This is a genomic window from Oceanicola granulosus HTCC2516 (assembly GCF_000153305.1).
Taxonomy (GTDB): Bacteria; Pseudomonadota; Alphaproteobacteria; order Rhodobacterales; family Rhodobacteraceae; genus Oceanicola; species Oceanicola granulosus.
Window position 1 is genome coordinate 1,721,276 of the sequence record NZ_CH724107.1, and the last position, 14,530, is coordinate 1,735,805.

Annotated in this window: 14 protein-coding genes and 1 tRNA gene; 11 read left to right on the plus strand and 4 right to left on the minus strand. The window is 71.3% G+C overall.

Annotated elements, in window-relative coordinates:
* The first annotated feature begins 83 nt into the window (after positions 1-83).
* The gene (locus OG2516_RS08140) at positions 84-2,588 is read left to right on the plus strand and encodes a cation:proton antiporter (RefSeq protein WP_007255168.1); all 2,505 of its coding nucleotides are present in this window, start codon (positions 84-86) and stop codon (positions 2,586-2,588) included.
* A 14-nt stretch (positions 2,589-2,602) separates the two neighbouring features.
* Here the strand turns inward: OG2516_RS08140 and OG2516_RS08145 are convergent.
* From OG2516_RS08145 to OG2516_RS08160, 4 genes are all read right to left on the minus strand, one after another.
* Positions 2,603-2,679 (minus strand) — tRNA-Arg (locus OG2516_RS08145).
* 77 nt (positions 2,680-2,756) lie between these two features.
* The gene (locus tag OG2516_RS08150; RefSeq protein WP_007255169.1) at positions 2,757-4,157 is read right to left on the minus strand and encodes a sensor histidine kinase; all 1,401 of its coding nucleotides are present in this window, start codon (positions 4,155-4,157) and stop codon (positions 2,757-2,759) included.
* 12 nt (positions 4,158-4,169) lie between these two features.
* Complete coding sequence (locus tag OG2516_RS08155; protein ID WP_007255170.1) at positions 4,170-5,585, minus strand: dihydrolipoyl dehydrogenase family protein; 1,416 nt, start codon at positions 5,583-5,585, stop codon at positions 4,170-4,172.
* Entirely contained in the window at positions 5,585-6,316 is a 732-nt protein-coding gene (locus OG2516_RS08160) for a TVP38/TMEM64 family protein (RefSeq protein WP_007255171.1), read from the minus strand. Before OG2516_RS08160 ends, OG2516_RS08155 begins: the two co-directional genes overlap by 1 nt.
* Before the next feature lie 277 nt (positions 6,317-6,593).
* Between OG2516_RS08160 and rpmH the strand changes: the two genes are divergently transcribed.
* The 10 genes from rpmH to OG2516_RS08210 form a co-directional block, all read left to right on the plus strand.
* Positions 6,594-6,728, plus strand: coding sequence for a 50S ribosomal protein L34 (gene rpmH / locus OG2516_RS08165; RefSeq protein ID WP_007255172.1), 135 nt, complete (start codon positions 6,594-6,596; stop codon positions 6,726-6,728).
* Positions 6,729-6,771: 43 nt separating this feature from the next.
* Positions 6,772-7,164, plus strand: a complete 393-nt coding sequence (gene rnpA, locus OG2516_RS08170; protein WP_007255173.1) for a ribonuclease P protein component — start codon at positions 6,772-6,774, stop codon at positions 7,162-7,164.
* Entirely contained in the window at positions 7,161-7,382 is a 222-nt protein-coding gene (gene yidD, locus OG2516_RS08175) for a membrane protein insertion efficiency factor YidD (protein ID WP_007255174.1), read from the plus strand. Before rnpA ends, yidD begins: the two co-directional genes overlap by 4 nt.
* 70 nt (positions 7,383-7,452) lie before the next feature.
* A complete protein-coding gene (gene ttcA, locus OG2516_RS08180) occupies positions 7,453-8,304 on the plus strand; it encodes a tRNA 2-thiocytidine(32) synthetase TtcA (RefSeq protein ID WP_007255175.1) in 852 nt (283 codons plus the stop codon).
* Between the two features lie 56 nt (positions 8,305-8,360).
* On the plus strand, positions 8,361-9,833 hold the full coding sequence (locus OG2516_RS08185; RefSeq protein WP_007255176.1) for a putative bifunctional diguanylate cyclase/phosphodiesterase: 1,473 nt from the start codon (positions 8,361-8,363) through the stop codon (positions 9,831-9,833).
* Positions 9,834-10,060: 227 nt separating this feature from the next.
* Positions 10,061-11,854 carry a membrane protein insertase YidC gene (yidC, locus tag OG2516_RS08190; protein WP_007255177.1) on the plus strand — a complete coding sequence of 598 codons (1,794 nt, stop codon included), beginning with the start codon at positions 10,061-10,063 and terminating at the stop codon, positions 11,852-11,854.
* Positions 11,851-12,507 (plus strand): ribosome biogenesis GTP-binding protein YihA/YsxC, encoded by a 657-nt coding sequence (yihA, locus tag OG2516_RS08195; protein WP_007255178.1) that lies wholly within the window; start codon positions 11,851-11,853, stop codon positions 12,505-12,507. Before yidC ends, yihA begins: the two co-directional genes overlap by 4 nt.
* 10 nt (positions 12,508-12,517) lie before the next feature.
* A complete protein-coding gene (gene argB, locus OG2516_RS08200) occupies positions 12,518-13,411 on the plus strand; it encodes an acetylglutamate kinase (protein ID WP_040615024.1) in 894 nt (297 codons plus the stop codon).
* Positions 13,408-14,043 (plus strand): hypothetical protein, encoded by a 636-nt coding sequence (locus tag OG2516_RS08205; RefSeq protein ID WP_007255180.1) that lies wholly within the window; start codon positions 13,408-13,410, stop codon positions 14,041-14,043. Before argB ends, OG2516_RS08205 begins: the two co-directional genes overlap by 4 nt.
* On the plus strand, positions 14,033-14,530 hold a 498-nt coding region (locus OG2516_RS08210), incomplete at its 3' end, for a SixA phosphatase family protein (protein WP_007255181.1). The genes OG2516_RS08205 and OG2516_RS08210, both read left to right, overlap by 11 nt.

Consider the following 14,530-nt stretch of genomic DNA (forward strand, 5'->3'; position numbering starts at 1 on the left):
ATGCCCGAAATTGAGGCGAATCGAGGACGCGCGCGGCGCCGACAGGCGATGGTCTCGCCCGCGCGAGGTGGTATTCCCTCGGCATGGACATCGTTCTGATCACCGCGGTCATCGCCTCGCTGTTCCTCGTCATCGCCGCCGCCGAGCCGCTCGCGGCGCGCCTTCGGCTGCCCTACAGCGTGATCCTCGCGGTGCTCGGCATGATGATCGGCGTGGCCGCGCTGTTCTTCCTGCGCACCGAGCTGACCGACGCGCTCAACCCCGTCGCCGAGGCGATCCTCGGCCTGCCGATCCGCTCGAACGTGTTCCTCTACGTGTTCCTGCCGACGCTGCTGTTCCAGGCGACGCTGGGGATGAACCTGCGCCGGATGCTCGACGACTGGGTGCCGATCCTCGTGCTCGCGGTGGTGGCCGTCGTCGTGGCGACGCTGAGCGTGGGCTACGCGCTGGCGTGGGTCAGCCCGCTGCCGCTGGTGGCGTGCCTGCTGATCGGCGCGATCGTGTCGACGACCGACCCGTCGGCCGTCGTCTCGATCTTCCGCTCGATCTCGGCGCCGCGCCGGCTGGCGCGGATCATCGAGGGCGAGAGCCTGCTCAACGACGCCGCCGCCATCGCGCTGTTCGGCCTGTTCATGGGCTTCGTCATGCGCGGCGTGCCCGACCCCGAGATCGGCCCGGCGCTGGCGCGCTTCCCGATCCTGATCGGCGGCGGTGCGGCGGCGGGCTGGCTGGCGGCGCGGGTCGGCCTGTGGGTCATGGCGCTGTTCGGGCGGCACGAGCTGGCGGTGATCTCCGTCTCCGTCGCCCTGCCCTACCTCGCCTATATCGGCGCCGAGCAGAGCATCGGCGCCTCGGGCGTCATCGCCGTCGTCGCGGCGGGCCTGACGCTCAACCTCGCCGGGCCGGGCCGGCTGCCGCCGCAGGCGTGGCTCAACCTGCGCGAGGTCTGGGACCTGCTCGCCCACTGGGCCGGGGCGCTGATCTTCATCCTCGCCGCGCTGCTGATCCCGCGCCTGCTGGAGGGCACCCGGCCCGGGGACTTCCTGCTGATCGGCGTCGTCATCCTCGCCGCCATCGCGGCGCGCGCGGTGATCCTGTTCGGTCTGCTGCCGCTGCTGACGCTCCTGCGCGCCTCCCCCGTCGTCGAGCGCCCCTATCGCACCGCGATCCTCTGGGGCGGCCTGCGCGGCGCGGTGACGCTGGCGCTGGCGCTGGCGGTGACCGAGAGCTTCCGCGTGCCCGTCGAGGTGAAGCGGCTGGTCGGCATCCTCGCGACGGGCTTCACCCTCTTCACCCTGCTGGTGCAGGGCACGACCCTGCGGATGGTGATCGGGTGGCTCGGCCTCGACCGGCTGTCGTCGATCGACGAGGCGATCTCGCGGCAGGTCGTCGCCGTCGCGCTGCAGACCGTGCGCGAGGACGTGGCGCGCACCACCGAGGCCTACGCCCTGTCGCGCGATATCGTGCGCTCGGAAGCCAAGGCCTTCGGCGAGCGGCTCGAGTTGGCGGTGAAGGCCGCGGAGGACACCACCGACATCCTCGAGCGCGACCGGATCACGCTGGGGCTGATCGCGCTGGCGGGCTTCGAGCGCGAGACCATCCTCGACCGGGTGCGCGAGCGGACGATCTCGGGCGCGATGGCCGAACCGATCCTGTCCGACGCCGACCGGCTCATCGAGGCGACCCGCGTCGGCGGGCGCAACGGCTACCAGCGCGCGGCGCGGCGCTCCGTCGCCTATGGCGGCGCGTTCCGGCTGGCGGTGTTGCTGCACAACCGGCTGCGCCTGTCGGCGCCGCTGGTGCGGATGACGTCCGACCGCTTCGAGCGGCTGCTGTCGCAACGGCTGATCCTGCGCGACCTCGGCGCCTTCGTCGACACCCGCATCCGCCGCATCCACGGCCCCCGCGTCGCCGACCTGCTGCACGAGCTGCTCGCCCGGCGGATCGACATCGTCGAGACCGCGCTCGAGGGGCTGCGGCTGCAATATCCGGGCCATGCCGAGGAGCTGGAGCGCCGCTTCATCCGCCGCACCGCGCTGCGGATGGAGGAGCGCGAATACACCGCGATGCGCGAGGACGGACTGATCGGGGCCGAGGTCTACACCGCCCTGATGCAGGATCTCGCCGGCCGCCGCGCCCTCGCCGAGGCCCGCCCACGCCTCGACCTCGCGGTGCAGCGCGCCGTCCTCGTGCGCCAGTTCCCCTTCTTCGCCGATCTCGACGAGGCGGCGCTGCGGCGGCTCAGCCGCTCGCTGCGCACCCGCTACGTCGACGCCGGCCGGGTGATCGTGCGCAAGGACACCCCCCTGCGGAGCGTCTACTTCATCGCCTCCGGCGCGGTCGAGCTCGAGCGGGCCGGCCAGACCTGGCGGCTGGGGCGGGGCGAGATGTTCGGGCAGATGGCGATCCTGTCGGACCGGACCCGGCGCACCGAGGTCCGCACCATCGCCCCCTCGACCCTGCTCGTCCTCGACGAGACCCGCTTCCGCTCGCTGCTCAAGCGCAGCGCCCCGCTGCGCAACGCGGTGCGCGCCAGCGCCGAGAAGCGGGGCATCGAGCTGTCCAGCCTCGAGGAGATGGAGCTATAGGCGGTGAGGGGGAGTGGCGCGCTGGGGAGGATTCGAACCCCCGACCCCTTGATTCGTAGTCAAGTACTCTATCCAACTGAGCTACCAGCGCGTGAGGCCGGGATTTAGAGAACCCGGCCGGGGAGCGCAAGGGGCCGTTTCGCTTTTCGCCGGGTCAGCCGGGCCGGCTCACTCGGCGGCGGCGGGAAGCGCCATGCTGGTCTTGGGGAGCGAGATCACGAACTCGGTCCCGGTCTCGTCGGTGCGGCGCAGCTCGAGGCGGCCGCCGTGGCCGCGCACGAGGTCGGCGGAGATGGCGAGGCCGAGGCCGGAGCCGCCCTTGGTCGCGCCGCCCTGGAACGGCTGGAAAAGGTGCTCGCGCGCCCGCGCGGGCAGGCCGGGGCCGGTGTCGGCGACGTGGATCCACCAGGTCTCCTCGTCCTCGCCGGCGGTGATGCAGATCTCGCCGGGCTTGCCCGTGGCGAGGATCGCCTGGCGGGCGTTGCGCACGAGGTTGGCCAGGACGCGGTAGAGCTGTTCGCCGTCGGCGCGCAGGGTCATCGAGTAGGGGATGTCCTCGGCGAAGGAGATGTCGTGCTCGCCCGCGGCGAGGCGCTCGCTGTCGATCACGTCGGAGACGATGGCGGCGAGGTTGACGCGGTTGAGCGCCGGCGGCGGCTCCTCGACGCGGCCGAACACCAGCACCGTCTCGCAGAGGTTGACCGCGCGGGTGATGGAATTGACGAGCTTGGGCGCGAGCCGCTTCACGAGCGGGTCGTCGGAGCCCTCGATCCGGTCGGTGAAGAGCTGCGCCGAGGTCAGCATGTTGCGCAGGTCGTGGCTGATCTTGGACACGGCGGCCCCGAGGCCGGCGAGCCGGTCCTTCTGCTTGAGCGCGCCGGTCAGCTGGGTCTGCATCGACGCGAGCGCCTGCTCGGCCTCGCGCAGCTCGCGGATGCCGGCCTGGGGGATGATGATGCGGCGGGCGTCCTCGGGGGCGTCGGCGTAGGCCTGCATCGCGGCGATGACGCCCTTGATCGGCTTCACCAGGATCGCGCGCACGGCGAGGAACAGCAGCAGCGCGGTGATGACGGAGATCACCGCCGACAGCGCCAGGATGCGCAGGCCGTAGTCGATCATCGCGGCGCGCAGCGGACCGGTCTCCATCGTGACCTCGATCAACAGCCCGCCGTCCTGCACCGGGCTGCCCATGACGCGGATGATCCGGTCGGTCGGGTCGAGCAGGCGCCGCATCGCGTCGTGGAGCAGGGTCAGCGGCGTGGCGTCACGCATGTCGAAGGTGGCGGAGATATCCTCGGGGATCGGCGAGGACAGGACCAGCTGGCGGACCTCGTCACGGCGCAGCACCACATTGAACACGCCGGCATTGTCGAGCAGCTCCCGCTCTAGCTCGGCGTCGATCAACTCGTCGGCGAGCAGCGCCAGCGACGCGATCTGCGCCCGCTCGAGGCGCAGCAGCAGGTAATCCTCGCGGAACCGCGCGACAGACGGCACGAAGATCATGACCTCGGCCAACATGACGAAGACCGTGGTGAGGACCAGGAACCGCCCTGAGAGCGAATTCAGCATGCATTCCCTTCGCTAGGGCAGCCATCGCTGAACGATACGCACCACCCCCTTGACCAGATCGCTCTCGAAGAGCTTTGGGCTAAAATAGGCGCTCGCGGCCCGTTTGTTAATCTCGCTGAAAGTCGGATAGGGCAGAACGGTGTTGGAGATGGCCGACATCTTCAGCCCGTTGGCGATCGCCATCGCCCAAGTCCCGATGAGCTCGCCCGCGAGGTGGCCGACGATCGAGGCGCCGACGGGGCGGCCGCGCACCACCATCACCTTGATGTGCCCGGTGGTGCGCTTCTCGGCGACGGCGCGGTCGTTGTGGCCGTACTCGGCGCTTACCACGGTGAGGCGATCGCCGTGTTTCTCGCGCGCCTGCGCCTCGGTCAGGCCGACCTGCGCGAGCTCCGGGTCGGTGTAGGTGGCCCAGGGGATGTGGCCCGTCTTGGCCTTCGCGGGCAGGCCGAGCACGGCCGAGCGCACCACGATGCCGCCGTGGTAGCCGGCGAGGTGGGTGAACTGCATGCCGCCCGCCGCGTCGCCGATGGCGTAGACGCGGCGGTTGGACTTGCTGCGCAGGTCCTCGCCCACATCGACGCCGCGCTTGTCGTGCGCCACGTTGGCCTTGTCGAGCCCGAGCGCGTCGACGTTCACCTTGCGCCCGACCGCGACGAGCAGGTGCGAACCGGTGAAGTCGCCCTGGCCGGTATGGACGGTGACACCGTCGCCGCCCGAGACCCGCTCGGCGTGCGCGCCCTCGACGATGGTCACCCCCTCCTCCCGCAGGCGGGCGAGGACGATCGCGGTGTGCTCCGGATCGTCCTTGGCGAGCGGCGTGTTGCCCTCGATGACGGTGACGCGCGAGCCGAGCCGCACATGCGCCTGCGCCATCTCCATGCCGATGTTGCCGCCGCCGATGATGAGCAGGTGCTCCGGGCGTTCGCGCAGCTCGAAGATCGTCTCGTTGGTGTGCACCTCGACCTCGTCCAGCCCCTCGATCGGCGGCACCAGCGGCCCCGAACCGGTGGCGATGACGAAGCGGCGGGCGCGGATGCGGTAGCCGGGGCAGTCCACTTCCGTCTCCGAGACGAAGCGGCCGTACTCGCGGATCACCTTGACGCCGAACCCCTCGAATCGCTCCTGGCTGTCCATCGGCGCGATGGCGGCGATGGCTTCGTGCACGTGGCCCTTGGCGGCGGCATAGTCCACCTCCGCCGGCTGGGGCGCGACGCCGTAGGGCCGCCCGTCGCCCATCGCGTGCGCCTGCCGCGCCGCCGCGATCAGCGCCTTCGAGGGCACGCAGCCGTAATTGAGGCAGTCGCCGCCCATCTCGCCGCCCTCGAGCAGCACCACCCGCGCGCCCATCTGCGCCGCGCCCGCGGCGACGGACAGCCCGCCCGAGCCGGCGCCGAGGATGCAGATGTCGGTCTCGATATGCTCCATCAGAGGCCTTTCCGGCCGCGCACGGCCTTGAGCAGGATCGGCAGCGCCGCGAGCAGGCACAATCCAAGGATCGGCAGCAGGATGCGCGGCTCGAAGATGATGCCGAGATCGGGCGTGCCGCCCTGCTCGAACACCTCGCCCAGCCCCGCACCCACCGACGTGAAGACGAGCGCGCCGGGGATGATGCCGAGGAACGTGGTGATCGCGTAGCGCCGCAACGGCACCCCGACGAGCGCCGGCACGAGGTTGGCCACGAAGAACGGCACAGCGGGGACGAGGCGGATCAGGAACAGCATCGACCACTGGTTGTCGTCGATCCCCTCCTTGATGCGCTTCACCATTCCCTCGCCCGCTTCCATGCGCTGCGCCAGCCGCTCGCCGAGGCCCCAGCGGGCGGCGAGGAAGATGGCGATGGCGCCCGCGGTGGCGGCGGCGACGTTGTAGAGCACGCCGGGGAAGGTCGCGAACAGGAAGCCGCCGGTGAGCGTCGCCACCGTCGCGCCGGGCAGGGAGAAGGCGACGATTGCCGCGTAGGCCAGCATGAAGCCGGCCACCGTCAGCACGTAGTTCGCGTCGCGAAACTCGAGCAGCGCCGCGCGGTTGTCGCGCAGCGCGTCGAAGCTGAGCTGGTCGCGCAGGAAAAAGGCGCCGAGGGCGGCGACGATTGCGATGGCGATCAGCGGCAGGCGCCGGATCACGGCGTTCTGCCGCGCGTGGGGCAAGTCTGTCATGTCGTCTCCTCGGGCCATGCTCCGACGCAACATGGCGCAGCACCGCGCCCGGACACAGCCATGTCACGCGTGCTTGATCCACCGTGGCGCGCGCGGCGACTTTGTTACAGGATGAGGCCTGCGGGGGCGGCGAATGTTGCAGCGCCAAAAACTCGCGCCGCCGGGGGCGAGTCGCGTTGACAGGCGGCGGGGGGCGCATTAGAGGACGGGCTTCGAATTTGATGCTGGCCTCGGCATCCGCTCCGCGCGGACCGGCCACGACAGACGGAGAGACGCGATGAAGCGCACCTTTCAGCCTTCGAACCGGGTTCGCAAGAACCGCCACGGGTTCCGCGCGCGCATGGCCACCAAGGCCGGCCGCAAGATCCTGAACAACCGTCGCGCCCGCGGCCGCAAGTCGCTCAGCGCCTGAGTCCGCGCCGGGAGCGGCCGTGCCGCGCCCGGAGGCTTGCCCGATGAGCGATACGCCCGAAGACACCGCCGAGGCCCCGCCTGCGGCGGTTTCGTCGTGCCCGGCGATCGAGCGGCTGCGCGAGCGGGCCGATTTCCTTGCCGCCGCGCGCGGCCGCAGCAAGGGGACCGCGGGATTCCACCTGCAGGCCCGGCGGCGGCCGGGTGGCGAGGGGCCCGCGCGCGTCGGCTTCACCTGTTCCAAGAAGGTCGGCAACGCCGTCGCGCGCAACCGCGCCAAGCGGCGCCTGCGCGAGATCGCCCGCCTCGAGCTGCCCGCCCACGGGCGCCCCGGCTGGGACTACGTCCTGATCGGCCGGCGCACCGCGACCGACGTCACGCCCTTCGCGCAGATGCGCGCCGACCTCGCCGCCGCCCTCGCCGAGGTGCACCGGTGAGCCCCGGCGCCCGCCTGCTCGCCCTGCCCGTCCGGGCCTACCGGCTGCTGCTGTCGCCTTGGGTCGGCCACGGCTGCCGCTACCACCCCACCTGCTCGGCCTACGCGCTCGAGGCGCTCGAACGGCACGGCGCGCTGCGCGGCGGCTGGCTCACCGCGCGGCGGATCCTGCGCTGTCACCCGTGGGGCGGCTCGGGCATCGACAACGTACCCGACTGAGTCTGAACAGCCGGTTAACGCGCGGCCGAATCTCTTCCCCCGCGCTACTTTCCCTGCCATATCCGCGCCCATGTTCGACAACGCCGACGACATCCATCCGCTCTTCGAGGGCGCGCCCGACAGCACGGAGTTCAAGAAGCTCCGCAAGCGAATCGTGCGCGAGACCCGCGAGGCGATCGAGCAGTACGGCATGGTCGAGCGCGGCGCGAAGTGGCTCGTCTGCCTCTCCGGCGGCAAGGACAGCTACACCCTCCTCGCGGTCCTGCACGAGCTGCAATGGCGCGGCCTGCTCCCCGTCGAGCTGCTCGCCTGCAACCTCGACCAGGGCCAGCCCGGCTTCCCGGCGACGGTGCTGCCGGAGTTCCTCGAGAAGATGGGCGTGCCGCACCGGATCGAGTACCAGGACACCTATTCCATTGTGGTCGACAAGGTGCCCGCGGGCCGCACCTTCTGCGCGCTCTGCTCGCGCCTGCGCCGCGGCAATCTCTACCGGATCGCCCGCGAGGAGGGCTGTTCGGCCGTCGTGCTCGGCCACCACCGCGACGACATCCTCGAGACCTTCTTCATGAACCTCTTCCACGGCGGCCGGCTCGCGACGATGCCGCCGAAGCTGGTTAACGAGGAGGGCGATCTGTTCGTCTACCGCCCCCTCGCCCATGTCGCCGAGGCCGATTGCGAGCGCTTCGCCAGCGCGATGAACTACCCGATCATCCCGTGCGACCTCTGCGGCAGCCAGGACGGGCTGCAGCGCCAACAGGTCAAGCAGATCCTCGACGGTTGGGAGAAGAACAGCCCCGGCCGCCGGCAGGTGATGTTCCGCGCGCTGATGAACGCCCGCCCCTCGCACCTGCTCGACCCGAAGCTGTTCGATTTCGCAGGGTTAACGCGCGGCACCGGCGAGGACATTCTCGACCTGCGTTAACTCGCTGGTGAGGCCGCCGCGCTAGCCTGCCAGGGAATCGGTAGTGGGGCAGGCACATGGCGGACAGGCCGCTTCTCATACGCACCCGGATCGCGCTCGTCGCGGCGCTGATGGCGATCGCCGCGTGGCTGGTGCTGCAACAGCCCGCGCTGCTCGCGGCCGCGTTCCTGCTGCCGGCAATGCTCGCGATCGGCAGCGATGGGCGGCTCCGCGCGCAGGAGGCGGACGCGCTGACGGGCCTGCTGCGCCACGACGGCCTCTGCCGTGTGCTCGACGCGGAGGACGGGGCGCACACGCGCGGCGCGCTGGTGCTCGAGATGGACGGCTGGCAGGCGCTCGAGGAGCGGCTCGAGCGGGCCGAGCTCGACCGGCTCCTCGCCGTGCTGGGCCAAAGGCTGCGGCTCGCGGTGCGCGGCGGCGACCATTGCGCCCGCTTCGAGGGGCCGACCTTCGCCGTCGGCCTGCCGCCCTCGCCCGATCTGGGCGCGGCAGCGGCGGAGCGGCTGGCGCGGCGGGTGCAGGAGGTGCTCGCGCAGCCGCTGAGGTTGGGCGACGACGCGTTCCGCCCCTCCCTCTCGCTCGGGCTGGCGCTCTCGTGCGACGGCGCGAGGGCCGATGCCGCGGCGCTGCTCCAGGCGGCCCGGCTGGCGCAGATCGAGGCCGCCCGCGCCGGTCCGGGGGAGGTGCGCCGCTACGGTCCGAACATGCAGGAGCGCGTCGCGCGCCGCGAGGTGATGGTGCGCGACCTGTCCCGCGCGCTCGCGGCGGGCGAGATCGGCGTGCAGTTCCAGCCGCAGATCGAGCTGGCGAGCGATGCCGTCACCGGCTTCGAGGCGCTGGCGCGGTGGACGTCGGCCGAGCTCGGTCCGGTGCCGCCGCCCGAATTTCTCGCCGCCGCGCGGCAGGCGGGGCTGGTGGAGCGGCTCGGCCAGACGATCCTCGACGAGGCGCTGCGCGCCCTCGCCGGCTGGGATGCCGTGGGGCTCCCCGTGCCGGCGGTCGCGGTGAACCTCAGCGCCGAAGAGCTGCGCGATCCCGGCCTCGTCGACCGCGTCGCCTTCACCCTCGCCCGCCATGACCTCGCGCCGGGGCGGCTGACGATCGAGGTGCTCGAGACGGTCGTGTCGGAGCCGGACGGCGCGGCGGCGGAGACGCTCCACGCGCTCGCCCGCCTCGGCTGCCGCATCGATCTCGACGATTTCGGCACTGGGCACGCATCGATCACCTCCATCCGCCGCTTCCCCGTCGACCGGATCAAGATCGACCGCTCCTTCGTCGCCTCCGTCGATACCGAGATCGAGCAACGCGGGATGATGGAGGCGATCCTGACCATGGCCGACCGGCTTGGCCTCGACACGCTGGCGGAAGGGGTCGAGACGCCGGAGGAGCTCGCCGCGCTGCGCGAGCTCGGGTGCCGGCAGGCGCAGGGCTTCCTGATCGCCCGGCCGATGCCCGCCGAGGCCGCGCGCGCCTGGCTGGAGAGCCGGCCGGAGGCGCGGCGGGAGGTGCGGCGACGACGGACCGGCTAGGGGCGCGGCCGGACGGCGCAAAATCGCCTGTCGCGGCTCCGGATCGCTCGCGCCGGGAAAAGCGCCAGTCGCACGAGGCACTTCCGCCTCGCCCGGCCAGGCCCGCGACGCGCCGGAAGCGCGGCGAAAGGACCGCCCCCAGCCTTCCCCCTTGACCTTTGCGCCCTTGAAATGTTGAACGCCCCTGACTTTCCCGAAGAACACGCGGACAAAGGCGAAGAGGTCGCATGGACGATCAGAACAAGAATCTCATCCTGGCCACCGCGCTCAGTTTCATCGTGATCCTGATCTGGTTCGTGCTGTTCCCCCCGCCCGAGCAGGCCCCCGGCCTGACCAACGCAGAGGGCGAGGTCGTCGCCCAGGACGACACGGCCCTGCGCGACGAGATGTCGCCCGACGGCGCGATCGACGGCACCGCCGCCGGCACCCCGGTCGCGACGCTCGAGCAGGACGCGCCTGTCGAGGCCGCCCGCGTCGCCATCGAGACGCCGCGCCTCGTCGGCTCGATCAACACCGCCGGCGGCCGCATCGACGACCTGAAGCTCACCGCCTACCACGAGACCCTCGACCCGGACTCGCCGCTCGTGCGGCTGCTCTCGCCGGGCGGCGAGGAGGCGCAGTATTACGCGCTGCACGGCTGGATCGCGCTCTCGGGCGCCAGCGCCGACGAGGTCCCCGGCGACAGCACCGTCTGGGAGATCGAGGAGGGCGAGACGCTCACGCCCGACAGCCCCGTCGTGCTGCGCTGGGAGAACGGCGCCGGCCTCGTCTTCCGCAAGACCATCGCCGTCGACGACAACTACCTGTTCACCGTCACCCAGTCGGTCGAGAACACCACCGGCGACGCCGTGGAGCTGCGCCCCTACGGCCAGGTGCGCCGCCACGGCCTGCCCGACAGCCGGCAGTTCTTCATCCTGCACGAGGGCGTCGTGCGGATGGCCGACGGCGAGCTGGAGGAGATCGACTACGACGACCTCCCCGACCTGACCGCCGAGGAGAGCCGCATCGAGGTCGCCGAGGACGGCTGGGTCGGCTTCACCGACAAGTACTGGATGACGACCCTCGTGCCCGCCTCCGGCACCCCGTTCCGCTCGGTGGCGCGCGAGGTCAACGGCATCTACCTGACCGAGAGCATCTACCCGCCCGTCGCCGTCGCCGCGGGCGAGACGGTCAGCGCCGAGAGCCACGTATTCGCCGGCGCCAAGGAGTGGGAGACGATCCGCGCCTACGAGGCCGCCGGCATCGACCGCTTCGTCGATTCGATCGACTGGGGCTGGTTCTTCTTCCTGACCAAGCCGATCTTCGCGCTGCTGCACTGGCTCAACGGAGTCATCGGCAACATGGGCTGGTCGATCATCGTGCTGACGCTGATCATCAAGGCCGTGCTGTTCCCGCTGGCCTACAAGTCCTACGCCTCGATGGCCAAGATGAAGGAGCTGCAGCCCGAGATGGAGAAGCTCAAGGAGCGCGCCGGCGACGACCGCCAGGCGCTCCAGAAGGGCATGATGGAGCTCTACAAGACCAACAAGGTGAACCCGGCTTCGGGCTGCCTGCCGATCCTGCTCCAGATCCCGATCTTCTTCTCGCTCTACAAGGTGATCTTCGTCACCCTCGAGCTGCGCCACGCGCCCTGGATCGGCTGGATCCGCGACCTCTCCGCGCCCGATCCGAGTTCGATCCTCAACCTGTTCGGCCTGCTGCCGTGGGACACGCCGGACCCGGGCTCGATCTTCTTCATCTTCAGCCTCGGCGTGCTGCCGATCCTGCTCGGCATCTCCATGTGGCTGCAGCAGAAGCTGAACCCGGCGCCGCCGGACCCGACGCAGCGGATGATCTTCGCCTGGATGCCCTGGGTGTTCATGTTCATGCTCGGCAGCTTCGCCAGCGGCCTGGTGATCTACTGGATCGCCAACAACATGATCACCTTCACCCAGCAGTACCTCATCATGCGCAGCCACGGCTACAAGCCCGACATCCTCGGCAACATCCGGGGCAAGGGCGCGGCGGCCGCGAAGAAGTGAGCGCGCCGCTTCCGTTCCCGCTGGCCGAGCCGCCCGACGCGCCGGAGCGCGAGGCCGGCCGGCGGCTGTTCGCCGGCGAGGTGACCTTCGTGAAGGGCGTCGTCGCGATGTCGGGCCTGCCCGGCGCCGACCGGCCCGAGGTCTGCTTCGCCGGCCGCTCCAACGTCGGCAAGTCGACGCTGATCAACGCCCTCACCGGCCGCAAGGCGCTGGCGCGGGCGTCCAACACGCCCGGGCGGACGCAGGAGATCAACTACTTCGCGCTGGCCGACAGCCACTACCTCGTCGACCTGCCCGGCTACGGCTTCGCCAACGCTCCGGTGGCGGTGGTCGCCAAGTGGCAGGCGCTGCTCAAGCAGTACCTGCAGGGTCGCCAGACCTTGCGCCGGGCCTTCGTGCTGATCGATGCCCGCCACGGCGCCAAGGCGGTGGACGAGGAGATCATGGCGCTGCTCGACAGTGCCGCCGTGACGTTCCAGTGCGTGCTGACCAAGGCTGACAAGATCAAGGCGAGCGAGCGCGACCGCGTGCTCGACCAGGTCCGCGCCACGCTCGCCAGGCACCCCGCCGCCTACCCCGAGATCGTGTTGACCTCGTCGGAGAAGGGGGATGGGATCGAGACGCTCCGGGCCATCGTCGCGGGGATCGACTGACGGGACGGAGATGAGGACGCAGAACATGGACCGGGACTGGATCGCCACCGCGCGCACGCTGTCGGAGGCGCTGCCCTACCTGCAGCGCTATTCCGGCGCCATCGTCGTCGTGAAGTTCGGCGGCAACGCCATGGGCGGCGTCGAGGAAATGGCCGACTTCGCCCGCGACATCGTGCTGATGCGCCAGGTCGGGCTGAACCCGGTCGTGGTCCATGGCGGCGGCCCGATGATCAACGACCTGCTCAAGCGGCTCGGCATCGAATCGCGCTTCGTGCGCGGCAAGCGGGTCACCGACCAGGCCACCGTCGAGGTGGTCGAGATGGTGCTCACCGGCCTCGTCAACAAGCGCATCGTGCAGGCGATCATGGACGAGGGCGGCCGCGCCGTGGGGCTGTCGGGCAAGGACGACGACCTGATGGTCTGCGAGGCCGACGACCCCGAGCTCGGCTTCGTCGGCCGGCCGATCGAGATGAACGTCCAGGTGCTGCGCGACCTGTTCGCCGCCGGGATCATCCCGGTGATCGCGCCGGTGGCGACGGGCATGGACCCCAACGAGACCTTCAACGTCAACGGCGACACCGCCGCGGGCGCCATCGCCGGGGCGCTCAAGGCCGACCGGCTGCTGCTGCTCACCGACGTGCAGGGGGTCAAGGACAAGGACGGCAACGTCGTCACCCAGCTCTCCCCCGAGGACGTGCGCGCGATGATCGCCGACGGCACCATCGCCGGCGGCATGATCCCCAAGGTGGAGACCGCGCTGAAGGCGCTCGACGAGGGCGTGCGCGGCGCGGTGATCTGCGACGGCCGGCTGCCCAACGCGACGCTGCTCGAGCTGTTCACCGAGTACGGCGCGGGCTCGATCATCCGCTCCACCGAGCCGCGGGTGAAGCCGCGCGGCGCGTGACCCTCGCCGAGAGGCTCGCCGCGGCGGGGCTGTTCGTCTCCGGCACGGTGGAGGTCGCGCCGCAGGACGGGCTGGCGCCGGACGTGCGCCGGCTGCTGCTGCTCTCGCCCGACGAGCCGCGCTTCTGGGACATCTTCCAGACCGCGCCGGAGGCCGGCGACGGGGCGCCCGACCCGCTCGACCGCTGGTCGGCGCGGGTCATCGGCGGCATCGCCGAGGCCGAGGGCGCGCACGCCTACTTCCCCTTCGGCGGCCCGCCCTGGCACCCGTTCGTCGGCTGGGCCCTGCGCTCGGGGCGCTCGCACGCGTCGCCGGTGGGGCTGATGGTGCACGTGGAGGCCGGCCTCTTCGTCTCGTGGCGCGGCGCGCTCGGGGTCGCGGAGGCCCCTGCCCTCGCGCCGGCGCCGTCGCCCTGCCCCGCCTGCGACAAGCCTTGCCTCTCCGCCTGTCCGGTGGGAGCCTTCGCCTCGGGCACCTACGACGTGCCCCGCTGCAAGGGCTGGCTCGGCCGCCCCGAGGGCGCGGCCTGCCGCGACGGGGGATGCCTCGTACGGCGCGCCTGCCCGGTGGGACGGGAGCGGCGCCGGCCCGCGCAGTCGGCCTTTCACATGCGAGCCTTCCATGGCGCTTGACCTGCTCCTGATCCGCCACGCCAAGTCCGACTGGGACGATCCCGACGCCGACGACCACGCGCGCGTGCTCAACCCGCGGGGCCGCCGCTCGGCGCGGGCCATCGGCCGCTGGCTGGCGGAGCGGGGCGCGCCCGGCGAGGTGCTGTGCTCCGACGCCGCGCGCACGCTCGAGACGTGGGAGCTGATCGCGGCGGAGCTGCCCGGCGCGCCGCTGTTCCGGGCGCTGCCGGAGCTCTACCTCGCGAGCCCCGCCGTCCTGATGGCGCAGCTCGCCGCGGCCGAGGCCCGGCGCGTCGCGCTGATCGCGCACAACCCGGGGATCGGCCATCTGGCGAGCTCGCTCGTCCGCGCCCCGGCGGCGCACCCGCGCTACCAGGACTACCCGACCTGCGCGACGGCGCTGATCCGCTTCGAGGCGGAGAGCTGGGGAGAGCTGCGGCCGGGCGCGGGACAGGTGGTGGACTTCGTGGTGCCGCGGGAGCTGACG